General features: G+C 73.3%; 22 protein-coding genes. 17 read left to right on the plus strand and 5 right to left on the minus strand.

Features of this window, described 5'->3' with window-relative positions; translation table 11 throughout:
- Positions 1-15: 15 nt before the first annotated feature.
- The 7 genes from ABD999_RS26215 to ABD999_RS26245 all read left to right on the plus strand — a co-directional run bounded on the left by ABD999_RS26215 (position 16) and on the right by ABD999_RS26245 (position 8561).
- Positions 16-834, plus strand: coding sequence for a VOC family protein (locus ABD999_RS26215; RefSeq protein ID WP_271279320.1), 819 nt, complete (start codon positions 16-18; stop codon positions 832-834).
- Positions 834-2420 carry an FAD-dependent oxidoreductase gene (locus ABD999_RS26220; RefSeq protein ID WP_271279319.1) on the plus strand — a complete coding sequence of 529 codons (1587 nt, stop codon included), beginning with the start codon at positions 834-836 and terminating at the stop codon, positions 2418-2420. The genes ABD999_RS26215 and ABD999_RS26220 overlap by 1 nt, the downstream gene beginning before the upstream one ends.
- Positions 2417-3382: a VOC family protein gene (locus ABD999_RS26225; protein WP_271279318.1), complete on the plus strand. Its 966-nt coding sequence runs from the start codon at positions 2417-2419 to the stop codon at positions 3380-3382. The genes ABD999_RS26220 and ABD999_RS26225 overlap by 4 nt, the downstream gene beginning before the upstream one ends.
- 111 nt (positions 3383-3493) lie before the next feature.
- Complete coding sequence (locus ABD999_RS26230) at positions 3494-4726, plus strand: ABC transporter substrate-binding protein (protein ID WP_271279317.1); 1233 nt, start codon at positions 3494-3496, stop codon at positions 4724-4726.
- Between the two features lie 35 nt (positions 4727-4761).
- The gene (locus ABD999_RS26235) at positions 4762-5991 is read left to right on the plus strand and encodes an ABC transporter substrate-binding protein (protein WP_271279316.1); all 1230 of its coding nucleotides are present in this window, start codon (positions 4762-4764) and stop codon (positions 5989-5991) included.
- Between the two features lie 4 nt (positions 5992-5995).
- Positions 5996-7846 carry an alpha/beta hydrolase gene (locus ABD999_RS26240; protein ID WP_271279315.1) on the plus strand — a complete coding sequence of 617 codons (1851 nt, stop codon included), beginning with the start codon at positions 5996-5998 and terminating at the stop codon, positions 7844-7846.
- Positions 7847-7877: 31 nt separating this feature from the next.
- On the plus strand, positions 7878-8561 hold the full coding sequence (locus tag ABD999_RS26245) for a DUF3108 domain-containing protein (RefSeq protein WP_271279314.1): 684 nt from the start codon (positions 7878-7880) through the stop codon (positions 8559-8561).
- On the opposite strand, the gene ABD999_RS26250 is transcribed toward ABD999_RS26245, so the two are convergent.
- From ABD999_RS26250 to ABD999_RS26270, 5 genes are read right to left on the minus strand one after another with little or no spacing between them, the layout of a single operon-like run.
- Complete coding sequence (locus ABD999_RS26250; RefSeq protein WP_187281315.1) at positions 8562-9275, minus strand: SDR family oxidoreductase; 714 nt, start codon at positions 9273-9275, stop codon at positions 8562-8564. It lies immediately after the preceding gene.
- Positions 9266-10198, minus strand: a complete 933-nt coding sequence (locus tag ABD999_RS26255) for a VOC family protein (RefSeq protein ID WP_187281314.1) — start codon at positions 10196-10198, stop codon at positions 9266-9268. Before ABD999_RS26255 ends, ABD999_RS26250 begins: the two co-directional genes overlap by 10 nt.
- Positions 10195-11133, minus strand: a complete 939-nt coding sequence (locus tag ABD999_RS26260) for a VOC family protein (RefSeq protein WP_148033468.1) — start codon at positions 11131-11133, stop codon at positions 10195-10197. Before ABD999_RS26260 ends, ABD999_RS26255 begins: the two co-directional genes overlap by 4 nt.
- Complete coding sequence (locus ABD999_RS26265) at positions 11130-11567, minus strand: YybH family protein (RefSeq protein ID WP_148033467.1); 438 nt, start codon at positions 11565-11567, stop codon at positions 11130-11132. Before ABD999_RS26265 ends, ABD999_RS26260 begins: the two co-directional genes overlap by 4 nt.
- 50 nt (positions 11568-11617) lie before the next feature.
- Positions 11618-12634 carry an MDR family NADP-dependent oxidoreductase gene (locus tag ABD999_RS26270; protein ID WP_187281313.1) on the minus strand — a complete coding sequence of 339 codons (1017 nt, stop codon included), beginning with the start codon at positions 12632-12634 and terminating at the stop codon, positions 11618-11620.
- 84 nt (positions 12635-12718) lie between these two features.
- On the opposite strand from ABD999_RS26270, the gene ABD999_RS26275 reads away from it, so the two are divergent.
- The 10 genes from ABD999_RS26275 (at position 12719) to ABD999_RS26320 (ending at position 21549) form a co-directional block, all read left to right on the plus strand.
- On the plus strand, positions 12719-13456 hold the full coding sequence (locus ABD999_RS26275; RefSeq protein WP_148033465.1) for a FadR/GntR family transcriptional regulator: 738 nt from the start codon (positions 12719-12721) through the stop codon (positions 13454-13456).
- A 99-nt stretch (positions 13457-13555) separates the two neighbouring features.
- Positions 13556-14077, plus strand: coding sequence for a MaoC family dehydratase (locus tag ABD999_RS26280; RefSeq protein WP_219549164.1), 522 nt, complete (start codon positions 13556-13558; stop codon positions 14075-14077).
- Positions 14078-15124: an LLM class flavin-dependent oxidoreductase gene (locus tag ABD999_RS26285; protein ID WP_148033463.1), complete on the plus strand. Its 1047-nt coding sequence runs from the start codon at positions 14078-14080 to the stop codon at positions 15122-15124.
- On the plus strand, positions 15121-16407 hold the full coding sequence (locus tag ABD999_RS26290; protein ID WP_271279313.1) for a CaiB/BaiF CoA transferase family protein: 1287 nt from the start codon (positions 15121-15123) through the stop codon (positions 16405-16407). The genes ABD999_RS26285 and ABD999_RS26290 overlap by 4 nt, the downstream gene beginning before the upstream one ends.
- Positions 16404-17930, plus strand: coding sequence for an MmgE/PrpD family protein (locus ABD999_RS26295; protein WP_345482931.1), 1527 nt, complete (start codon positions 16404-16406; stop codon positions 17928-17930). Before ABD999_RS26290 ends, ABD999_RS26295 begins: the two co-directional genes overlap by 4 nt.
- The gene (locus ABD999_RS26300; protein WP_271280273.1) at positions 17927-19093 is read left to right on the plus strand and encodes a RidA family protein; all 1167 of its coding nucleotides are present in this window, start codon (positions 17927-17929) and stop codon (positions 19091-19093) included. The genes ABD999_RS26295 and ABD999_RS26300 overlap by 4 nt, the downstream gene beginning before the upstream one ends.
- A complete protein-coding gene (locus ABD999_RS26305; RefSeq protein WP_271280274.1) occupies positions 19090-19590 on the plus strand; it encodes an FAS1-like dehydratase domain-containing protein in 501 nt (166 codons plus the stop codon). The genes ABD999_RS26300 and ABD999_RS26305 overlap by 4 nt, the downstream gene beginning before the upstream one ends.
- Positions 19587-20012: a MaoC/PaaZ C-terminal domain-containing protein gene (locus ABD999_RS26310; protein ID WP_271280275.1), complete on the plus strand. Its 426-nt coding sequence runs from the start codon at positions 19587-19589 to the stop codon at positions 20010-20012. Before ABD999_RS26305 ends, ABD999_RS26310 begins: the two co-directional genes overlap by 4 nt.
- On the plus strand, positions 20009-21154 hold the full coding sequence (locus ABD999_RS26315; RefSeq protein ID WP_271280276.1) for an acetyl-CoA acetyltransferase: 1146 nt from the start codon (positions 20009-20011) through the stop codon (positions 21152-21154). Before ABD999_RS26310 ends, ABD999_RS26315 begins: the two co-directional genes overlap by 4 nt.
- A complete protein-coding gene (locus tag ABD999_RS26320) occupies positions 21151-21549 on the plus strand; it encodes a Zn-ribbon domain-containing OB-fold protein (RefSeq protein WP_271280277.1) in 399 nt (132 codons plus the stop codon). The genes ABD999_RS26315 and ABD999_RS26320 overlap by 4 nt, the downstream gene beginning before the upstream one ends.

Consider the following 21549-nt stretch of genomic DNA (forward strand, 5'->3'; position numbering starts at 1 on the left):
CTGCGGAGGTGCGGCTTGTCGCTGGGAGCGATCGTCGAGGCGGTCATCGCCTGCAGGGATGTCGGAGCGTCGGCCGCCTTCCATGCCAGAGCCTTCGGGCTCGACGTGCTGGCGGACGACGGGAAGGAGGCGCTGCTCGGCGTCGAGGGCGTGGACACCGGCCGGATCCGCCTCGTGCCCGGCGCGGACGCGCCCGACCCCCAGCTCTGGGACGTCGGCCCCCGCCTGCTCGGCATGTACTCGCGTGACCTGGCGCGCACCACCCGGCTGATCGACGAGGCGGGCGGCAGGTCCAGGGAGATCGTGACCTACCCGTACGGAGCCGCGTCCCTGACCGAGGCCGTGGCCCTGGGCGCGGACGGCGTGTGGTGGACGCTGCCGCAGGCGGGCGCCGGTCACCGGCCCAGCCCCGCGCTGGAGCGCGACCCCGGCCGTCTGCACGGCGAGCTGCACACCGCCGTCATCGTGCCGCGGGACCACGACGCCGCGCTGGCCTTCTTCACCGCGGGCGGCGGGCTCAAGGTGCTGTTCGACGGGGAGATGAGCGGCCCGCCGTTCGACCGGATGACCGGCATGCCGGCGGACGCGAGCCTGCGGCTGTCGTTCCTGGTCTCCGCCGACCAGGCTCCGGCCCGACTGGAGATCATGTCCTTCACCGGCGTCGACGCGGCCGACCTGTCGGACCGGCCGCTCGGCCTGCGGCGGGTGGTGTTCGCCGCGGACGACCCGGTGGCCATGGCCGCGGAGCTGGAGCGTCACGGCGGCGAGCGGCTGGGCGAGCTGCTCCTGCGCGGTCCCGCTGGGCTGGAGATCCAGCTGACCGGAGGCGCGTGATGAGCGCGGGGAACGGTGGCGCGAACGGCGCGGGGAACGCCGGCGCGAACGGTGCGGAGAACGCCGAGGATCTGGGGCGTTACGACGTCATCGTGATCGGTGCGGGCGGGGCCGGGATGTGCACGGCCATCGAGGCCGCCGCCGCGGGTGCGAGCGTGCTGGTGCTGGAGAAGCAGAACCGGATCGGCGGGATGCTGCACATCGCCAACGGCGAGTTCAGCGGGGCCGGGACCCGCCGCCAGCGCGAGCGCGGCATCGACGACAGCCCCGAGCGCCACTTCGAGGACGTACTGCGCCTCTCCCACGGCAAGGTGGACGAGAAGCTGGCCTGGAAGTCGGTCAAGGCGCAGGGCGAGACCGTCGACTGGCTCGACGGCCAGGGCTTCGACTTCCATCCCGACACCCCTGGCCTGGTGCACGGGCACGAGGTGTACTCGGTGCCGCGCACGTACTGGGGCGTCAAGAGCGGCCTGTCGGTGGTGAAGCCGCTGAAGCGGCGGCTGGAAGAACAGATCGAGGCCGGCCGCGTACGGCTGCTGCTGAACACCCGCCTCACCGGCGCGATCGTCGACGCCGCCGGCCACGTCACCGGCATCACCGCGACCACCGCAGGCGGCGCGACCACCGCGACCACCGCGCCCGGCGCGCCCGGCGCGCCTGCCGCGACCGCTGTAGGCGGTGCCGGCGGTGAGCTCGTCGCGCACGGGGGCGCGGTCGTGCTGGCCACCGGCGGCTATGACGCCAACCCCGGCCTGCGTAATCGCTTTCTGCCGGACGGCTGCGAGAGTGCGCTGATCGGCTGTCTGCCGCATGCCACCGGTGACGGCCTGGAGCTGGCGATGGGGCTCGGCGCGCAGGTGAGCCGCGACGGTTACTTCATCCCCGTGATGGGGCTGATCCCGGACCCGGGTCAGGAGGGTTTCGCGGTCGACTACCGTGAGGCGTTCATCGAGGTCGCGCCCGCGTACCGGACCCCGTACGAGATATGGGTGAACGACCGCGGCGAGCGGTTCGTCGCGGAGGACGGCACCAGCCCGGAGCACCGCGAGCGGGCGCTGCTGGAACAGCCGCGGATCGCCATGCACGTCGTCTGGGACCGGGCGATCGCCGAGACGGCCGAGCCGCTGATCCGCAACGGCGCCGGCGACTGGACCCGCGAGCGGATGCTGGCCGAGCTGGAGCGCGGCCGGTGGATCGCCGTCGCCGACACCCTGGAGGAGCTGGCCGCGAAGCTCGGCGTCGCGCCCGGGGGCCTGGCGGCCACCGTGGAGAGGTACAACGCCGCGGTGCGGGCCGGCCGCGACGACGACTTCGGCCGCACCACGCTGCCGGCGCCGATCGAGCGGGCGCCGTTCTACGGGATCACCACGGTCGGGGCCTCCATCCTCAGCCGCGACGGGCTGCGCGTGAACGAGGACCTGGAGGTGCTGACCGAATCCGGCGCACCCCTCCCCGGGCTCTACGCGGTCGGGGAGATCCTCGGCAACAACGTGTTCGCCGGGGACAACTACGTCGGCGGCATGAGCGTGACACCGGCGATGACGCTCGGCCGCGAGCTGGGCGCCAGGCTGGGGGCGGGCCGATGAGCGAGCCGATCGGGAGCATCACGGCGGCGGTGCTCGGCGTCGCCGACTTCGGGCCGCACCTGGACTTCTACTGCGGCGAGCTGGGGTACGCGGTGGCGGCCGAGGGCGTGGTCGCGGCCGCCGACGCGAACCGGCTGTGGGGAGAGGGCGCCGGCGACGTGGAGGTGCGCTCGCTGGCCGCGGCGGGCGCCGCCACCGGCCGCATCCACCTGCTCAAGGTGAACGACCCGGCGGCGCCCGCCGTCCACCCGCACACGCTGGACCTGGGCGTGGCCGGCATCAACCTCTACACCCGTGACATCGCGGCCTCGTACGAGCGGCTGCGGGCGGCGGGCCATCCGTGGATCAGCCCACCGCAGGCGTACGACGTGCCCGTGGGGGAGCGGACCGTCCAGGTCGTGGAGGGTTACTGCCTCGGGCCCGGCGGAGTCCCCGTGGTGTTCGTCGAGCCGGCCGGCCCGCGTCCCACGGCCGCGTGGCTGGCGGACCCGGAACGGCGGCACACGGAGCTGACCTCCGTGGTCTGCCACGTGCCCGACTTCGAGGCGGAGCTGCGTTTCTGGGCCGCGCTCGGCATGTCCGCCGGGTACGACGTGACGTTCGCCGCGCCGGGCCTGGACACGATGGCCGACCTGCCGCCGGGCACCCGGCTCAGGCTGGCTTTCCTGGCGGGCCCGGACGGCGGCACGACCCGTATCGAGATGATCCGGGCCGACCGGCCCGGAGTGGATCGGCGTTCCGCTCAGCGGCCCGCTCGCGGGCTCGGGCACACCGCCTGGTCCGCGCGTACGGACGATCTGGATGAGGCCGTGGCCCGCGCCGCCGGCGCCGGAGGGCGGGTCCGATGCCGGCCGTTCGCCGCGACCACACCGCTGCACGGCACATCGCGGCTGGCCATGGTGGAGACGCCCAACGGCGTCCACGTGGAGCTGTGGCAGCCGCGACATGTTTCGGATCGTTAAACATCAGACGTATCCGTTGACATCGGGACAGCCGCATTTCTAGGCTCCGTGTAACGCTGTTCCGCACATTGGAATTACTGGCTCGGGGGCATGAGAACAAGGAGGTGGCACATGCGTGGGACCGGACTTCGCTGGATCTCTGCGGCTGCCGTCAGCGCGCTGGTGCTCACCGGCTGTGCGAGCAAGGAAGAGCGCGCCCAGTCCGCCGGCGAAACGGGAAACGCCGGCTGGAGCGCGGGCGCCGACACCATAAAGATCGGGCTCATCGCCCCGATGACCGGCGCGTACGCGATCCTGGGCATCCTCCAGGAGAACTCCATCAGGGTGGAGATGGACCGCGTCAACGAGGCCGGCGGCGTCGGGGGAGCCAAGCTGGAGCTCGTCGTCCGCGACACCGCGCTCGACCCGGCCAAGGCGGTGCAGGCCAGCAACGAGCTGGTCGGCGACAGCCAGGTGCACTTCGTGGTCGGGCCCTCGCTGTCGGCCTTCTACAACGCGTCCAAGAACATCTTCGAGACCAACAGCAAGCTCAACTGCCAGCCGGGCGTCGGCACCGGCGACTTCGGCTCGCTGAAGTACGGCTTCCGCTCGCAGGACCCCAACAACCTGAGCGTCGAGAAGCTGGTGGAGTACCTCAAGGCCAAGGGCGTCAGCTCGGTCGGGCTGGTCTACGAGGCCGACGACACCGGCAAGGCCATGGACGGTTACCTCAAGGAGTACGGCCCCAAGTACGGCGTCGAGTACAAGGGCTACCAGGAGACCCGTAACGACGACCAGTCCCATCGGCCCTACGTCGACGCGCTCAAGGACGCCGGCGCGATCATCGTCTCCAGCAACGCCAGCGGCGCCAAGACGATGGCCGCCGCTGCCGAGTCGGGCTACAAGGGCGTGATGGCCGGCACCTCAGGGCTGCAGAACGTCTCCTTCCTCGACGCCGCCCAGGACATGGCCGTCGGCTCGGTCTTCGCCGCGGGCAACGTAGAGTTCAACATCCGCGACCGCGCCACCTGGAAGCCCGGCTACCGCGCCCACGTGGAAGCCGTCGAGAAGAAGTACGGAGTGGTCGAGGGGCCGAAGTCGGGGGCCAAGATGCCCAAGGGCACGGCCATCGCCGGAGACTGCATCGTCGCCTTCGCCGCGGCGGCCGAGAGCGCCAAGTCGCTCGACGCGGACAAGCTCGCCACCGCCATGGAGCAGCTGAACATCCCCGACACCGAGACCGCCTCCGGCAACACGATCAAGCCGGCGGACCACGAGTTCTACCACATGGAAGACATTCACGTTTACCAGTGGGACAAGGACGCCGACGGCTGGTTCGTCACCGACGTCACACCTCAGTCCTGAGTCACCTGAAAGCCCCTGAGAGGAAGACCCCCGTGATGACGGTCACCACTGGTCGCAAGCTGCTGGCGCTGGCGAGCGCCACCCTGCTGCTCACCGCCTGCGCGAGCAAGGAAGAACGAGCCGGAGTCGAGCAGGCGGCCTCCGGCAGCGGCTGGAGCGCCGGCATGCCGGTCGTGAAGGTCGGGCTCATCGGCCCGGTGACGGGCGCGTTCGCCGTCGCGGGCATCTCCATGGAGAACTCGGTCAGGGTCGAGATCGACCGGCTCAACGCCGAGGGTGGCGTCGGCGGCGCCAAGCTCGAACTGGTCGTCCGCGACACCGCGCTCGACCCGGCCAAGGGTGTGCAGGCGGCCAACGAGTTCGCCGGTGACGACAGCGTGGGGCTGGTGATCGGCCCGGCGCTGTCGGCGTTCTACAACGCCGCCAAGCCCGTCCTGGAGAACGCCAAGAAGATCAACTGCCAGCCGATGGTCGCCACCGGCGACTTCACCTCGGTCAAGTACGGCTACCGGGCCCAGGACCCCGTCTCCCTGGACGTACAGAAGATCGTCGAGCACCTGAAGGCCGAGGGCATCACGTCCGTCGGCATCGTGTACGAGGGGGACGACGCGGGCAAGGGCACCGCGGCCGAGATCCAGAAGCAGGCCGAGGCCGCCGGGCTCACCTTCGCGGGCTTCCAGGAGACCCGCAACGACGACCAGTCGCACCGCGCGTACGTCGAGAACCTCAAGGACGCCGGCGCGATCTGGATCTCCAACTCGGCCGGCGGCGCCAAGACCATGGCCGCCGCCGGCGAGACCGGCTACAAGGGGCTCATCGTCGGCGGCTCCGGCGCCCGCAACATCTCCTTCGTCGAGGCGGCCGGCGACGCCGCGGACGGCGCGATCTTCAGCGCCACCTACTACCCGTACCCGGGCAAGGAAGGCCGCGACACCTGGAAGCCCGGTTACCGCACGCACATCGAGGAGATCGAGAAGCGGTTCGGCAAGAACACCGGCCCGAAGACCGGCGCCGAGTCGCCCAAGGCGGCCGAGATCGCCGCGGACTGCGTGCTCGCCTACGCCAAGGCCGCCGAGCAGGCCCAGTCGATCGACCCGGACAAGGTCGCGGCCACGCTCGACTCGATCGAGATCTCCGACCAGGAGACGCCTTCCGGCAACTCCATCAGCCCGGACAAGCACGAGTTCTTTGGCATCGACGACATCCACGTCTACCAGTGGAAGAAGGACGCCGACGGCTGGCACACGGTCGAAATCGGCAAGTGACCGGATGGAGCGCCGTTTCGTCACGGTGAACGGCCGGCAGGTCCACTACGCCCGCGCCGGGCGCGGCCTGCCGGTCGTCCTTCTCCACGCCTCTCCCGGCGACTGGCGGCCGCTGCGCGAGCTGGCCGCCGAGCTGGCCCGCTCGTTCACGGTGTACGCGCTCGACACGCCGGGGCACGGCGGCTCCGACCCGCTCCCGGCGCCGGACCCGGACATGGCCGGCTACGGCGCGGCCCTCGGCGAGACGCTGACCGCGCTCGGGCTGGAACGGGTCCATCTGTACGGGACGCACACGGGGGCCAAGATCGCCCTGTCACTCGCGGCCGCGCGGCCGGAGCTGGTGGTCTCGCTCGTCCTCGACGGGGTCGGGGTGTCCACTCCCGAGGAGCGGGCCGACCAGCTCGCCCATTACCTGCCGCCGGTGGAGCCGCGGAGCGACGGCGGCCATCTGGTGGCGGCGTGGCACCAGGTGCGGAACATGTTCCTGTACTGGCCCTGGTACGACGAGCGCGCCGCCTCCCGGCTGACCGCCGTCCCGCCGCCGGCCTCGTACCTGCACGAGGTGACCACGGGGCTGCTGGAGGCGGGGGCGAACTACCCGCTGGCCTACCGCGCGGCCTTCACCTGCGACCCGGTCCCGCTGCTCGCCCGCCTGACCGTCCCCACCCTCGTCCTGGCATCCCCCGCCGACCCCCTCCACGCCCACCTGGCACGCCTTCCCGCACACCGGCTGCAGCTGGAAACTTCCGCCTCCGGCACCCCGGCACTGGCGTCCCGCATCCACACCCACGCGACATCCCACGCACCAACCGGCGCTGCGTCGTCGTCCTGTGCGGCCCCATCCGGCGCGGGATCATCACGCGCAGCCTCGTCTGGTGCGGTCCCGCCCAGTACGGTCGGGCGCGTAGAAGGCGTGAGCCGTCGGTACGTGCCGACCCGGCTTGGGCAGTTGCTCGTAAGGGCGGTCGGACCGGCCGACGGGTCAGGGCGGCCGTTGGTGATCCTGCCCCCGGCCCCCGCCTCCGGTCGAGCCGTCACGGACCTGCTCGCCGAGGTAGGCCGCCACCGCCCGGCCTTCGCCCTCGACCTCCCGGGAACCGGCGACTCGGACCTGGCCGCCTGGCCCGGATCAGGCCCGCGCGACGGCCTGCCGGGGACCGGCGGGTCAGGCCCGGCGGCCAGGCTTGGATCCGGCCCGCGCGATGATCTGCCGGGAACTGGTGGCTCGGATCTGGCGGCTGGGCCTGGATCAGGCCCGCGCGGCGGCCGGGCGGGGACCGGCGGATCCTACCTGGCCGCTGAAGCCGGATCCGGGCTGCGTGACGAGATCGTTCTGGCTGTCGGGGACGCTCTCGACGCGCTCGGGGTCGACGGCGTTGATATCTATGGGATCGGAGCTGGTGCGGTGGTGGCCGTCGCTGTCGCTCGGCTGGGCAACGGGCGGGTGCGGGCGCTGGCGCTGGGCGGACTGCCTGACCCGGCCGTGCTGACCGAGAGCGAAGCACGCGCGCGCACCCCTGACCTGGTGCCCGACGAGCACGGCACGCACCTGCTGCGGGCCTGGCACCTGGTGCGGGACGGCGGGCTGGGGACGGGCCTGCCCGAACTGCCCGGCGGCCGGCCGGACCTGGCCGAGCTGCACGGCAGGACGCTCGACCTCGCAAGGTCCTGGCGGACCTACGCCGCCGCCTTCAGGGACGCCGCCGCGTGGCCCGGCGAGCCGCCGGTGCCGGTGGTCGCCGCCGACCCGGTCTGGGATCCGTTCACGGCCGGGGCCGTGCGCGCGGTGCCCGGCCACGACGGGACGGGCGGCGTCGCCTCCCTGTTGAAAGCCCTGGAGGACGTGGCCGGGTGAGCCGGCGGCGTCCGCGAGAGGAGAGTGCACCGTGAGCAGCCGCTACCGGCACGGAGTGATCCATTACGTGGGTGACGGGGTGGGGGTGCGCGGCCGCGAGGAGTGGACGCTCACCGCCGCCGAGGACGGCACCCGCACGCTGCGCGCCCACTGCCGCATGTTCGACACGGACATCGAGCGGGACGTCGTGCACACCGCGTCCGCCGGGTTCCGGCCGCTGCGGTCCTTCGTCAGCCACCGGGTGGGCGGCGCGTTCCTGGGCGAGGGATGGTTCGTCTTCGGCGAGGACACCCTGGAGTCGGAGCTGCTGCTCAGGGACGAGGGCAGGGTGTCGCAGCGGGTCCCGCTGACCGGGCCGCCGCCGTTCTTCGTGCCGCACGCGGTGTGCTGCGACGCCTGGATCGTCCCTGCGTACGACCTCGCCGCCGGCGGCCCGCAGCCGCTGACGGGCGGGTTCCGCTCCTCGCCCCGCCCCAACGGGGCGACCGGGCCGTACGCGGACGAACTGGGCGACCTCACCGCCACCCTGGTCGGCGAGGAGACGATCACCGTGCCCGCCGGCACCTTCCCCACCCGGCACTTCCTGCTGACCAGCGACGGCGGGGCCGAGGAACACCTGTGGACGAGCACGGACGGGGACTGGCTGCTGATCCGCCTCCGCTCCGACCGCCTGTCCTCCTCCTACGAGCTGGTGGAGCTGCGCGACGGCGGGTGATCAGGAGGCCGGGAGCTGTCCCAGGTCGAGCCGGGTGACCACGGCCGCGCCGCGCAGGCGGAGCAGGTCGCGCACCAGGTCGCCCACCACGGACGCCTCCAGCCGGTCAGGATCGGCCCGGCTCGACAGCTCGCTCTTGACCATGGCCGCCACCACCAGGTCGGTCACCTTCACGTGGCGGCCCGCCAGCTCCTGCCGGAGGGTGTCGGACAGGCCGAGCAGGCCGAACTTGGAGGCCGAGTACGCCGCCCCCGTCGGGTAGCCGCGCAGGCCCGCGCCGGAGTTGACGTTGACGATGTGGCCGCGCTCGCCCGCCACCGGCTCCTGGCCGGTCATCTGCCGGGCGGCGGCGCGGGCGCACAGGAAGGCGCCGGTCAGGTTCGCGTCGACGGTCTCCCGCCACGCCTCGTCGTCCAGGTCCACGATCTCGGCCTTGCGGAAGACGCCCGCGTTGTTGACCAGCACGTCGAGCCGCCCGTACGAGGCGACCACCCCGGCGACCGCGGCGTCCACCCGCTCGGTCACGGTCACGTCGAGCGGCACGCCGACGGCCTCGCCGCCCGCGGACCGGATCTCCCCGGCCGTCTCGGCCACCCGACCGGCCCGCCGCCCGGCGCAGACCACGGCGTAGCCGTCGGCGCCCAGGGCCAGGGCCACGGCCCGGCCGAGCCCGCTTCCCGCGCCGGTGACCAGCGCGACCCGTCTCACCCGCACTGGTAGAACTCCAGGACCTCGCCGTCCGGCCCGAAGAAGGACTGGACGAGCGCGGAACCGTACGGCGGCAGGTCCACCTCGACGGGCGGGCAGACGGGCTCCGCGCCGAGGCCCGTGACCAGCGCGGACGTGGCCGCCAGGTCGTCCGTCTCCAGGGAGGCCGACAGGATGCCCAGGTTGGGCGGCACGGCCGCGTCGCGCTGCTGCCTGCCGGGGAACCCGACGTACTGGGCGATCTCCACCCGGCCGTTGACCGTGCCGCCCGGCATGAACAGGTTGATGTTGTGCAGCCCGGTGCCCGGCGGCAGGCGGAAGAACGACTCCATGTTCTCGATCAGCTTGTCGTACAGCACCTCGTAGCCGAGCGCGGTGTAGAACGCGGCGGCGCGGCGGGCGTCGCTCACGTGGATCGCGACGGTCTGCAGCTCGCTCGGCCGGCCGTCGTACCCGGCGAGCGGGCTGGTCGGCCCCGGCTCCAGCTGGAACACGTCGAGCACGACGCCGTCCGGATCGTAGGAGAGCGAGTCCCAGGCGGACAGGTCCTCCATCACGGTCCAGCGGGTCGGCTGCGACTTCTGCCGGCCGCCCGCCGCCACCAGCCGTGCCACGGCGGCGTGGAGGTCGTCGACCCTGATGTTGAGCGCGTAGTGGCCGTAGTCCTGCGGGCGGGCGTACTCCCCCCAGTACGGGCGGCCGGGGGCGGCGAACTGGACCAGGCGCAGCAGCCCGGTCGTCGCCCCCTCCGGCCCCATGACCACGGCCCTGCCGGTGAGCCCGGCCGGCATCTGCCAGGCGGCCTCGGCGGCGGGGCCGCGCACCTCCGCCTCGGCGTGCGGGACGTACCCGAAGGTGTCCGCGTAGAAGGCGCGGGAGCGATCCAGGTCGGACACGGCGACGGTCGTCACCCGCAGTTCGCTGATCACGGGGTGTTCCCTTCCTCCCGGTGCGCCACGAGGTGCACCCGCTCTCCTTCGGACCCGTACGCCACGAACGACCGGCGCCCGGCCAGCGGCCCGGTCCCCGGCACGGCCGGGTCGGTGGCGCGGTGCCCGCCCGCCAGCACGGCGGCGTGCGCCGCGTCCAGGTCGGCGCAGGCGTAGCTGACCAGGCCGGTGCCGCCGGGCAGCCCTGCCGGGTCGAGGTTCGCGGCCGGGTGGCCCTGCAGCTCGATCGCGCCCCGGCCGGTGCCCTCGCGGCCGCTCTTGAGCAGGCTCATGCTGACCGGGGTGCCGCCGGGGATGCCCCAGGCGCGGTGCAGCGGGCCTTCGGTGAAGTCGGCGGCCATCAGCGCGGGCATGCCGAGGCTCCCGCCGTACAGCCGCCGCGCCGTGTCGTGGTCGTCGGTGCGCAGGTGCACCTCGAAGACCGGGCCGGTGCCCCGGCGGGCGCTGGGGAAGCTGCGGCCCTGCGGCTCGGTGAGGCCGGTGGTCAGGATCAGGTGGGTGCCCCAGGGCATCCGCCACACGCCGGAGCGGTGCACGTTGCTGCCCAGCTCCGACAGGTCGGTGGTGAACGGCTCGGCCACGGGCCGGACGCCGGGCCAGCCGGCCAGCCGCCCGGCGGCCGCGTCGACGTCCTCGACGACCAGCTCCACCGAGTCCCAGCCGCGCGGCAGCGCCCGCGTGACCGGCCGCGCCTCGCCCTCGACCAGGCAGACCATCCCGTACGGGAAGCCGGGCGGTCCCAGCAGCGCCCACGGCCGCCCGGCCCATCCGCCGAGCCCGGCCTCCGCGGCGAGTGTGCCGCTCGCGCGGGATTCGAGACCGAGGACGCTCCGCAGGCGCTCCTCCGTGGCGTCGAGGCCGGGAACCTCGATCCAGACGCAGGCCAGCTCCTCCACCAGCGGGACGTCGCTCATCGCAGCGGGTTCTCGCCCTCCGGCCACCAGTCGCCGGCGCCGTAGGGGTCGGCCAGCGGCTGCGAGCCGTGCTCGTGCACGATGCGCCAGGTGTCGTCCTCGCGGCGCACCAGCCAGGTCATCCGCATCCGGAGCCTGCCCTGCTTGCCGTCGCCCTCGATGTCGTAGTCGATGACGCCCGCGACCTGGGCCAGTGTGTCGGCCTCCCAGCAGAACGGGCCCTCCACCCAGCGGAAGCCGTGGATCCGGATGGGCGCCTTGAAGTAGGCCTCCCAGCCGGCCTTGATCCGGTCGCCGCCGTGCGTGGTCCAGCGGGGACCCTCGACGAAGACGTACGCGTCGTCGGCGGGGGAGAAGGTGTCGAGGACGCCCTCCAGCCGCCGCTCGATGACGGAGGTGAGCATGGCCTCCGCCGTGCCGACCGGTGTTCTCATGGATCCGCCTCCCCGATCATTCCGCTACTCGGAACGGTGTTTCGAAGACCCTAATTGTCTGATGTATCCCGGTCAAGGTGCACCACGGCCTTGCCGGTGTTCAGGCCCGACATGAGCCGGATGAAGGCGGCGGGCGTGGACTCCAGGCCGTGGTGCTCGTCCTCCAGGAAGCGGAGCCGCCCCTCGGTGAGCAGCTTCCCCACCCGGTCGGCGAACCGCGGGCGCAGGTCGAAGTGGTCGTACACGACCAGCCCGTGCACGGACGCCCGCGCCCGCATGACCGCCCCGGCGGGCAGGACCGTCTCGCCCGCCTCGTTCGCGTGGTCGGGCAGGCCGGCGAGCGCCACCCGGGCGTGCGGGGCGAGCCGGTCCGCCACCCCGCGCAGCACCTCGCCGCCCGCCATGTGCAGGTAGCCGTCGACGCCGTCGGGGCAGGCCTCCGCGAGCGCGTCGGCCCAGCCGGGGTCATGCCGGTCGACGGCCGCCGCGTAGCCGAAGAAGTCCGTGGCCAGCTCGCACTTGGCCGGCCCGCCGACGATCGCCACCGTGCGCGCGCCCGCGAGGCGGGCGAGCTGCCCGGCCACGCCGCCGACGGCTCCGGTGGCCGAGGAGACGACGACGGTGTCGCCGACCGCCGGCCGGATCAGCCGGGTGATCGCGGCGTACGCGGTGAGTCCGGGCGTGCCGAGCGCCCCGAGCACGGCCGTACGGGGGACGCCGGGCGGCACGGCGACCGGACGGAGCGACTCCGCGGGCACCGTGGCGTACTCCTGCCAGCCGGTCTCGGCCACCACCCACTCGCCGGTGCCCACCACCCGCGCGACGGCCCTGCCGGGCACCAGGTCACCCGGGTGGATCGGCGGGTGGCCCAGGTTGCGGCCGGTCATGGCGCCGCGGACCCACGGGTCGAGCGACAGGTGGACGGCCCGGACCAGCACCTCGCCGGGGCCGGGCGAGGTCACCGGCACGGTCTCCAGCCGGAAGTCCTCCTCGGCGGGCACTCCTTCCGGCCGGCGGGCCAGGACGATCCTGCGCACGCTCTCCGGGGGTGGGCTGGTGCTGGTCATGGGGGCTCCCTTCACGTGGAGCATCAGGGTTTCATGTTGAAACACCGTTTCGCTAGAGGGAATCCGGAGTCGTGGTGATCCCGCATGGCGGGTTACGCTGTGGCCGTGCCGACCGACCGCGCCGCTGCTCCGGCGTACCAGGACCTGGCGAGCCGGCTGAGGGAGCAGATTCTCGCCGGCCAGTTGAAGCCCGGCGACCGGCTCCCGGTGGAGCCGGAGCTGTGCGCCATGTACGGCGTGAGCCGCAGCACGGTGCGCGAGGCGCTGCGCGTCCTCTCCAGCGAGGGCCTGCTGGTCACCCGCAGGGGGGTGGCCGGGGGCAGTTTCGTGGTCCATCCCGACCCCGAGCACATCAAGCACTACCTGCGCTCCAGCTTCGCGCTGTTCACCGACGCCGGCTCGGTGGCCAACCTGCTGGAGGTCCGGTGCCTGCTGGAGGTGCCCGCCGCCGGGCTGGCCGCCGAGCGCAGGTCCCCCGAGCAGCTGGAGGCCCTGCGGCGGTCCCTGGTCAAGCCGCGCCGCGACCGGGGGCGCGGGTTCGCCGCCAACCGGGGCTTCCACGAGGTGCTGCTCGCCGCGGCGGGCAACCCGCTGCTGACCGCCGTGACCGCGCCCGTGTTCGGCGTGCTGGAGAGCAGGTTCGCCCGCGACGAGGCGGCGTCCGACTTCTTCGAGCGGGTCGACCGCGACCACCGGGAGATCTTCGGGGCCGTCGAGTCCGGCGACCGCGAGGCCGCCGAGAGGGCTCAGCGCGAGCATCTGGAGCATCTGCGCGAGACCTACACGCGCATCGACAGGGAGCGCCGCCAGAACGGCGACTAGACGAAACGTCGTTGCGTAGAGCGGAACACCGCCTTGACCCTCGAATGGTCTGACGTTTAGGCTCTGGCTGTCAGCGTGAGGCCAGAGCGAGGAAACGTCATGAGTGTCAAACCGGGCTGGCAGGGCCGGTACTTCGAGGACTTCGAAGTCGGGGACGTGTATCAGCATCCACTCGGCAGGACCGTCTCCGAGGCGGACAACACCTGGTTCACGCTCCTCACGATGAACACCAACCAGATGCACTTCAACGCGGAGTACGCGGCGAAGTCGGAGTTCGGCAAGCCCCTCGTGGTCTCCACCTTCACGGTGGCCATCGCCGTCGGGCAGAGCGTCACCGACCTCACCCAGAACGCCTTCGCCAACCTGGGCTGGACCGACATCCGGATGACCCACCCGGTGTTCGCGGGCGACACGCTGTGGAGCGAGTCGATCGTGCTGGAGAAGCGCGAGTCGGGCAGCCGCCCGCACGCCGGCATCGTCACCGTGAAGACCAGGACGCTCAACCAGGACGGCAAGGAGGTCTGCTCGTTCAAGCGGACCTTCTACGTCTACCGGCGCGGCGCCGAGCAGATCGAGGGCCTGTTCCCGACAGCGGAACAGCCGCTCGCCCTGGAGGACTGAGTGCGCATCACCTACGGCCCGTGGGGCGAGACCCTGGAGGAGCAGGCCGCCGCCGCCCGCGCCGCCGAGGAGGCGGGCGCGGAGGTCGTGTGGGTGCCCGAGCTGCACCGCAGCGCGACCGTGTCGGCCGCGGCGCTCGCCCAGGCCACCGGCACTGCCCGGGTCGGCACCGCGATCGCGCTGGCGTTCACCCGCAGCCCGATGGTGACCGCGCTGGAGGCGCTCGACCTGGACGAGCTGTCCGGCGGCCGGTTCGTGCTCGGGCTCGGCTCCGGGGTCAAGCGGCTCAACGAGGACTGGCACAACGCCCGCTGGGGCAAGCCGGTCGGCCACCTGCGCGAGACCGTCCGCTACCTGCGCCACTTCTGGGAGCACTGCGGCACCGGCGAGCCGATGGTGCTCGAAGGCGAGCACGAGCCGATGCGGATCGTCGGCTACCAGCGCCCCTTCCCGGTCGTCCGCACCCGGATCCCGATCTACCTGGCGGCCGTCGGCCCGGCGATGACCAGGCTCGCCGCCGAGATCGGCGACGGCTGGATCTCCCACGAGCTGTGCTCGCCCTCCTACCTGGCCGAGCGCATCCTGCCGGAGATCGAGGCCGGGCTCGCCAAGGCCCACGTCGATGAGCGCGGCAAGGGGCGCGGCGACCTCGACCTCGTCGTCTCCGCCGCCTGCTCGGTCGACGACGACCCGAAGCTGGCCCGCCGCCGCGCCGCCGGCCTGGTCGGCTTCTACGCGAGCGTGCGCAGCTACGCGGACTTCTTCGCCTTCCACGACCTGGCCGCCGAGCAGGAGGCCGTGATCGAGGCCTTCCGCGGCGGGCGCGGCGCCGACCATCTCGGGGACGTGGTGACCGACCGCATGGTGGACGCTCTCACCCTCGCCGGCACCCACGACGAGGTACGGGAGCGGATCGCCGCCTACGAGGGCCTCGCCGGCTCCGTCAAGCTGACCCCGCCCACGCACGGCCTGCCGGCCGCCGAGACCAGGGCGGCGCAGCGATCCATCATCCGCCTCATCGCCGACATCACGGGAGGACGAGCGTGAGACCGCTGGAAGACGTCCGGATCATCGCCGTCGAGCAGTACGGCGCGGGCCCGTTCGGCAGCGTGCACCTGGCCGACCTGGGCGCCGAGGTGATCAAGATCGAGGACCCGAGGGCCGGCGGCGACGTCGGCCGCTACGTGCCCCCGTACGCCGAGGGCGAGGACTCGCTGTTCTTCGAGACCTTCAACCGCAACAAGCGCAGCCTCTCCCTGGACCTGTCCAGCCCGGAGGGCCGCGCGGTCTTCGAGGACCTCGTCAAGGTCAGCGACGCCGTCTACAGCAACCTGCGCGGCGACGTGCCGGCCAAGATCGGCATCACCTACGACGACCTCAAGCACCTCAACCCGGCCATCGTGTGCTGCTCGCTGACCGGCTTCGGCATGACCGGGCCGCGCAGCAAGGAGCCGGGCTACGACTACGTGCTCCAGGGCCTGGCCGGGTGGATGGACCTCACCGGCGACCCGGAGGGGCCGCCGACCAAGTCCGGCCTTTCGATGGTCGACTACTCCGGCGGGTTCGTGGCGGCCATCTCGCTGCTGGCCGGCCTGCACGCGGCCCGCAGGGACGGGGTCGGCATGGACTGCGACGTCAGCCTGTACGACACCGCCATAGGGCTGCTGACCTACCCGGCGGTCTGGCACCTCAACGCCGGGTTCGTCCCCGAGCGCACCCGTCACTCGGCGCACCCGTCGCTGGTGCCGTTCCAGGCGTTCGAGGCGGCCGACGGGTGGCTGGTGGTCGGCTGCGCCAAGGAGAAGTTCTGGCAGCGGCTCGCCGTGGTGATCGGTCACCCCGAGTGGGCCGGCGACCCGCGCTTCGCCACCTTCGCCGACCGGCGGCGCAACAAGGACGTGCTGCTGCCCCTGCTGGAGGAGATCTTCCGGCGGCGCACGGTCGACGAGTGGCTGAAGCCGCTCTACGCCGCCTCCATCCCGTGCGGCCCGATCAACGACGTGCCCGCCGCCATGAAGGAGGAGCACACCCTCGCCCGCGACCTCCTGGTGGAGACCGAGCACCCGCACTGGGGCACCGTCCGCCAGGTCGCCTCCCCGGTCCGGGTCGGCGCCGACCGTCCCGCCTACCGCCGCGCGCCCCGCCGCAACGAGGACTTCGGCCACGTCGTCCGCGACCTCCTCGGCTACGACGACACCCGGATCAGCACCCTCACCGACGCCGGCGCCTTCGGCCCGCTTCCCGACGGCGACACCACGCCGGCTTCCGGCGGCGGGGCGGCTGCCTCCGGTGGTGGGGCTTCGGAGGGTGTGGGGGCGGTGGGGTCGTGACCGTCGCGCGTACTCTCGTGGCCTGGGCGCTCGGGCCCGGGCCGGCGGGCGCGCCCGAGGAGGTGCGGGAGGCCGCGTGCAGGCATCTGCTCGACGGGTTCGGCACCGCCGTCGCGGGCGGCCGGGCCGGGGCGGCGGCGCCCGCGATCGCCGTCGCCCGCGGGCTCGGGGGGCCGCCCGAGTCGGGGATTCCCGGGACCGGGGGGCGCGGTTCGGCGGTGGCGGCGGCGCTGGCCACCGGGACGCTCGTGCACGCGCTCGACTTCGACGACACGCACGCGGGCGGGCTGGTGCACGCGACCGCCGCGGTGCTGCCCGCCGCGCTCGCCGTCGGTGAGCAGACCGGCGCGAGCGGCGCCGAGACGCTCGCCGCCGCCATCGCCGGGTACGAGACCGTGTGCCGGCTCGGCGCCGCCGCGCCGCACGCCTTCCACGCCCGCGGCCTGCACGCCACCATGGCGTGCGGCGTGCTGGCCGCCGCCGTCGTGGCGGCCCGGCTGATGCGCCTCGACCCCGCCACCGCCGTGGACGCGCTGGGCATCGCCGGCAGTCAGGCGGGGGGCCTGCTGGAGTTCCTGTCGACCGGCGCGTCCACCAAGCAGCTGCACCCCGGCCTGGCCTCGGCGTCCGGCATCCTGGCCGCCCGGCTCGCGGCGGCCGGCGCCAGCGGTCCCGACACCGTGATCGAGGGCCCGCACGGCCTCTACGCGGCCCTGGCCGCCCGCCCCGCGGACATCGCCCGCATCACCGACGGCCTGGGCGAGACGTGGGAGACCACCCGCATCACCGTCAAGCCGTACCCGGCCTGCCAGCTCATGCACGCCACCCTGGACGCCGCCGCCGACGCCCTCCGCGAAGCAACTCTGGGCGACAAGACCGCCCAGCCGCGTACGACCTCGCACGACGGGGAGACCCGCCCGCCGCGGCCTGGTGAGGAGGCTCGTGCGGCCCGGCCTGGCGACGAGGCCCGTGGGGACCGGCCCGGCGGGGAAACCCGCGCGGCCCGGCTCGGTGAGGAGGTGGTCGAGGTGATCGCGTATGTGCATCCGGACAGTGCCTCCATCGTGTGCGAGCCCGCCGACCGCAAGGTCGCGCCGCGCACCCCGTACGACGCGAAGTTCTCGCTGCCCTGGAGTGTGGCCGCGCTGCTGCTGGACGGTGAGGTGACGCTCGGCACGTACGAGCCCGGCAGGCTGCGCCGACACGACGTCGCCGCGCTCGCGGCCCGGGTCCGAACCGAGGTCACCCCGTTCCCCGGCGTCGCCGCCGACGCGCCCGGCCACGTGCGGTTGCGGCTGGCCGGCGGGCGGGAGGTCGAGGGCAGGGTGCCGAGCAGCGCCGGTGGCCCGGGCAACCCGCTGAGCGAGGCCGCGCTGCTCGCGAAGTTCACCGCCAACGCGGGCGGGCCGTCACCGGAGGCGGACGAGCTGGCCCGCCGGATCCGCGCGCTGGCCGCCGAGCCCGACCTGACCGCCATCGCCGCGCTCGCCGACCGGCTCGCGGCCCCGGAGGAGAACGCATGACACTCAACGCCATCCGTCCCGACCACTTCCCCTGGTTCCGCTACGAGGGGTACTCCTTCTCGCTCGGCCTCACGCACGGCGCCGACGCCTGGCTGTCCGGCCACTCGGCCAGCGAGCACGACCCGGAGAGCGGCCGCATGGTGGTCAGGGGCGGCATGACCGACCAGACCAGGACCGCGTACGCGAAGATCGAGAGGATCCTGGAGGCCGCGGGACTCACCTTCCAGGACGTCACCAAGATCACCGAGAACGTCACCGTCCACGGCCTCGACCACTACCCGGAGGCCGAGGCCATCCGGCAGGAGGTCTTCGGCGAGCACCGGCCCGCCGTCAGCACGGTGATCGTCGAGCGGCTGCTGCGCCCGGCGGCGTTCATCGAGATCGAGGTGCACGCGAGCCCCGGCGGGCCCAAGGCCGTCTCCGAGGGCGGGGTGGCCGAGACGGCCGACGGCGCCGTGTTCCTGCCGACCCTGCTGCCCGTCGACGAGCACGGCGCGGTGGTGCACGAGGGCGACCTGGTCGGCCAGTACGCCTACTGCCTGGACAAGGCCGACCGGCTGCTGCGCGGCGCCGGGCTGTCGCTCGACGCCGCCGTGACCACGTACGACTACAGCACCCCCGCCACCCGCGACGTCTACCGGCGCACCCACCGGGCGCGCAAGGAGCGGCTCGGCGGCGCGGGCGTCTACCCGGGCGCGGGCGGCATCCTGATGAGCGAGCTGCACCGGCCTGGCGTGCTCGTCGCGCTGGAGGTCACCGCCTCGCGCCACCCGCTGGAGGCCGTCAACCCCGGCTGGTCCCGCTACGACACGCTCACCTACACGCCCGGCGTCAAGGCCGGCGGCATGCTGTGGATGAGCGGCTTCGCCTCGCTCGACATGGAGACGCAGGAGGTCCTGCACCCCGGCGACGTGGTCGCCCAGGCCGAGGTCACCTACGACGCGATCGGGCAGGTGCTGGCCGCCGCCGGGGCCGGGCCCGAGCACCTGATCTCCACGATCGAGTTCGTCTGCCCGGACGGGCTGGCCGGCTACCGGGGCGTGGCGGGCGTGCGCAAGGAGCGGCTGCGCGAGCCGTGGCCGGCCTCCACCGGCGCGCTCTGCGCCGGCCTGCTGCGGCCGGAGTTCCTGCTGGAGGTCTTCCCCACGGCGGTGCTGCCATGAGCCTGCTGAGCGACGAACTCCGCGCCAGGATCGGCACGGAGGTCACCTACACCGCGCCGGAGGAGCTGGGCCGCGCCGCCATCCGCTACTTCGCCAAGGCCGTCGGCGACGACAACCCGCTCTACACCGACGACGCCTACGCCCGCGAGCACGGGCTCCCGGGCGTCGTCGCGCCGCCGACGCTGATCTGCGAGACCAACCAGTACGCCGACGTGCCGCCCGACGCCGACGGGTACGCGGGCCACGACTGGCACATCGACATCCCGGGCAGCAGGAAGGTGCGCGGCGGCAACACGTACACCTTCCACCGGCACGTCCGCCCGGACGACGTGATCACCGCCACCTGGCGGCTGGAGGGCGCGACCGAGCGCCGCACGTCAGGCGGGCAGGACATGCTCGTCGTCTCCTCCGTCGCCACCTACACCAACCAGGACGGCGACCTGCTCTGCACCAACGAGGAGACCATCATCTACGTCGCGCGGAAGGAGGACCGGTGACAGCACCACGGGTCACACCCGGCGCGGAGGTGCCGCCGCTGGAGCGGACCATCGACCTGCGCGCCATGGTCGCCTACGCCGGGGCCACCTGGGACTGGCACCGGCTCCACTACGACCCCGACTACCTGGCGCCGCGCGGGCTGCCGGCGCCGGTCGTGGACGGGCAGGTGTTCGGCGCGCTCCTGGCCGAGCAGGTGCAGGACTGGCTCGGGCCGCGCGCGTTCGTGCGCCGCCTGCACTTCCGGTTCAAGAACCTCGTCTTCGCCGGCGAGACCGTCCGCTGCGTCGGCCGGGTGACCGCCGTCGAGGGCGGCGTCGTCCAGGTCGAGCAGCGGGTGCTCATCATCGACGGCGACCTGCCGGAGCGGGTGGCGGTCGAGCCGGCCGGAGCCGAGATCGTGCTCGGCGAGGAGGCCTCATGACCGCCGTCGCCATCGCCGGCGCCGCCGAGAGCGACCTCGGCGTCACCGGCAGGTCGATACTCGGGCTGCAGGCCCAGGCGGTGACCAGGGCCCTGGCCGACGCCGGGCTCACCCTCGCCGACGTGGACGGCGTGGCCACCACCGGGGTGTCCCGGTTCTCGGCCACCCAGCTCGCCGAGTATCTCGGGCTGCGCCCGTCCTGGACCGACTCCACCTTCGCGGGCGGGTCGGCGTTCGAGATGTACGTCGCCCGCGCGGTCCAGGCCATCGAGGCCGGCCAGTGCTCCACCGTCGTCGTCTCGTTCGCGTCCAACCAGCGCTCGGCGCGGTCCAGGTCGCTCGGCGGCGTGGTGGAGACGCACACGCCCGAGGCGCAGTTCGAGACGCCCTACGGGCCGCTGTACCCGATCTCGTACTACGCCATGGCCGCCCAGCAGTACCTGCACCGCTACGGCGGCACCCGCGAGCAGCTCGCCGAGGTCGCGGTCGCGGCCCGCGAGTGGGCGCTGCTCAACCCGGCCGCCTACCGGCACGGGGCCGGGCCGCTCAGCGCCGCCGAGGTGCTCGCCGCGCCCATGGTGTCCACGCCGCTCACCTCGGCCGGCTGCTGCCTGGTGACCGACGGCGGCGGCGCGATCGTGCTCACCTCGCTGGAGCGGGCCCGCGACCTGCGCAGACCGCCGGTCCGCGTGCTCGGCTACGGCGAGCGCACCACGAACACGTCGATGACCGCCGTCGACGACCTGACCGTGACCGGCGCCGTCGAGGCGGGCCGCGACGCGTTCGCCCGCGCCGGGCTCACCCCGGCCGACGTGGACGTGGCCGAGGTGTACGACTCGTTCACCATCACGGTCGTGCTCACCCTGGAGGCGCTCGGGTTCTGCGGCCGGGGCGAGGCGCTCGACTGGATCGCCGGCGGGCGCATCCGCCCGGGCGGCGACTTCCCGCTCGACACCTCGGGCGGCGGCCTGTCGTACTGCCACCCCGGCCAGTACGGGGTGCTGCTGCTCGTCGAGGCCGTCCGCCAGCTGCGCGGCGAGTGCGGCCAGCGGCAGGTGCCCGGCGCGGAGGTCGCGCTCGCCCACGGCACCGGCGGCATCCTGTCCACGCACGCGACCGTCCTCCTGGGGGTGGACCGGTGAACGCGCCAGAACCCGACGAGGTCACCCTGCCCTGGTGGGAGGCCACCCGCGAACGGCGGCTGCTCGTGCAGCGCTGCTCCTGCGGGCACGCCCAGCACCCGCCCAGGGCGCTCTGCACCGCCTGCGGCGCCACCGAGGGCCTGGGCTGGCTCGACGCCTCCGGCGAGGCCGCGGTCGACGCCTGCACCGTGGTCCAGCGGGCGATGCCCGGCTTCACGCCCCCGTACGTCGTCGCCAGGGTGCGGCTGGCCGAAGGCGTGCTGCTGCTGTCCAACGTGGTCACCGACGAGCCCGGCGCGGTCGGGATCGGCGACCCGCTCCGGCTGGACTGGCGCCCGCTGCCCGACGGGCGCGCCCTGCCGGTGTTCGTCCCCTTTGAAAGGCACGAGAGGTAG

It is taken from the genome of Nonomuraea ferruginea, assembly GCF_039540635.1.
GTDB lineage: Bacteria > Actinomycetota > Actinomycetes > Streptosporangiales > Streptosporangiaceae > Nonomuraea > Nonomuraea ferruginea.

Coding starts and splice junctions, on each gene's coding strand:
- ABD999_RS26300 (WP_271280273.1), top strand. CDS start 17,927: ATGACACTCAACGCCATCCGTCCCGACCACTTCCCCTGGTTCCGCTAC.
- ABD999_RS26270 (WP_187281313.1), bottom strand. CDS start 12,634: ATGACCAGCACCAGCCCACCCCCGGAGAGCGTGCGCAGGATCGTCCTG.
- ABD999_RS26235 (WP_271279316.1), top strand. CDS start 4,762: ATGACGGTCACCACTGGTCGCAAGCTGCTGGCGCTGGCGAGCGCCACC.
- ABD999_RS26305 (WP_271280274.1), top strand. CDS start 19,090: ATGAGCCTGCTGAGCGACGAACTCCGCGCCAGGATCGGCACGGAGGTC.
- ABD999_RS26220 (WP_271279319.1), top strand. CDS start 834: ATGAGCGCGGGGAACGGTGGCGCGAACGGCGCGGGGAACGCCGGCGCG.
- ABD999_RS26225 (WP_271279318.1), top strand. CDS start 2,417: ATGAGCGAGCCGATCGGGAGCATCACGGCGGCGGTGCTCGGCGTCGCC.
- ABD999_RS26240 (WP_271279315.1), top strand. CDS start 5,996: ATGGAGCGCCGTTTCGTCACGGTGAACGGCCGGCAGGTCCACTACGCC.
- ABD999_RS26275 (WP_148033465.1), top strand. CDS start 12,719: ATGGCGGGTTACGCTGTGGCCGTGCCGACCGACCGCGCCGCTGCTCCG.
- ABD999_RS26280 (WP_219549164.1), top strand. CDS start 13,556: ATGAGTGTCAAACCGGGCTGGCAGGGCCGGTACTTCGAGGACTTCGAA.
- ABD999_RS26230 (WP_271279317.1), top strand. CDS start 3,494: ATGCGTGGGACCGGACTTCGCTGGATCTCTGCGGCTGCCGTCAGCGCG.
- ABD999_RS26315 (WP_271280276.1), top strand. CDS start 20,009: ATGACCGCCGTCGCCATCGCCGGCGCCGCCGAGAGCGACCTCGGCGTC.
- ABD999_RS26265 (WP_148033467.1), bottom strand. CDS start 11,567: ATGAGAACACCGGTCGGCACGGCGGAGGCCATGCTCACCTCCGTCATC.
- ABD999_RS26260 (WP_148033468.1), bottom strand. CDS start 11,133: ATGAGCGACGTCCCGCTGGTGGAGGAGCTGGCCTGCGTCTGGATCGAG.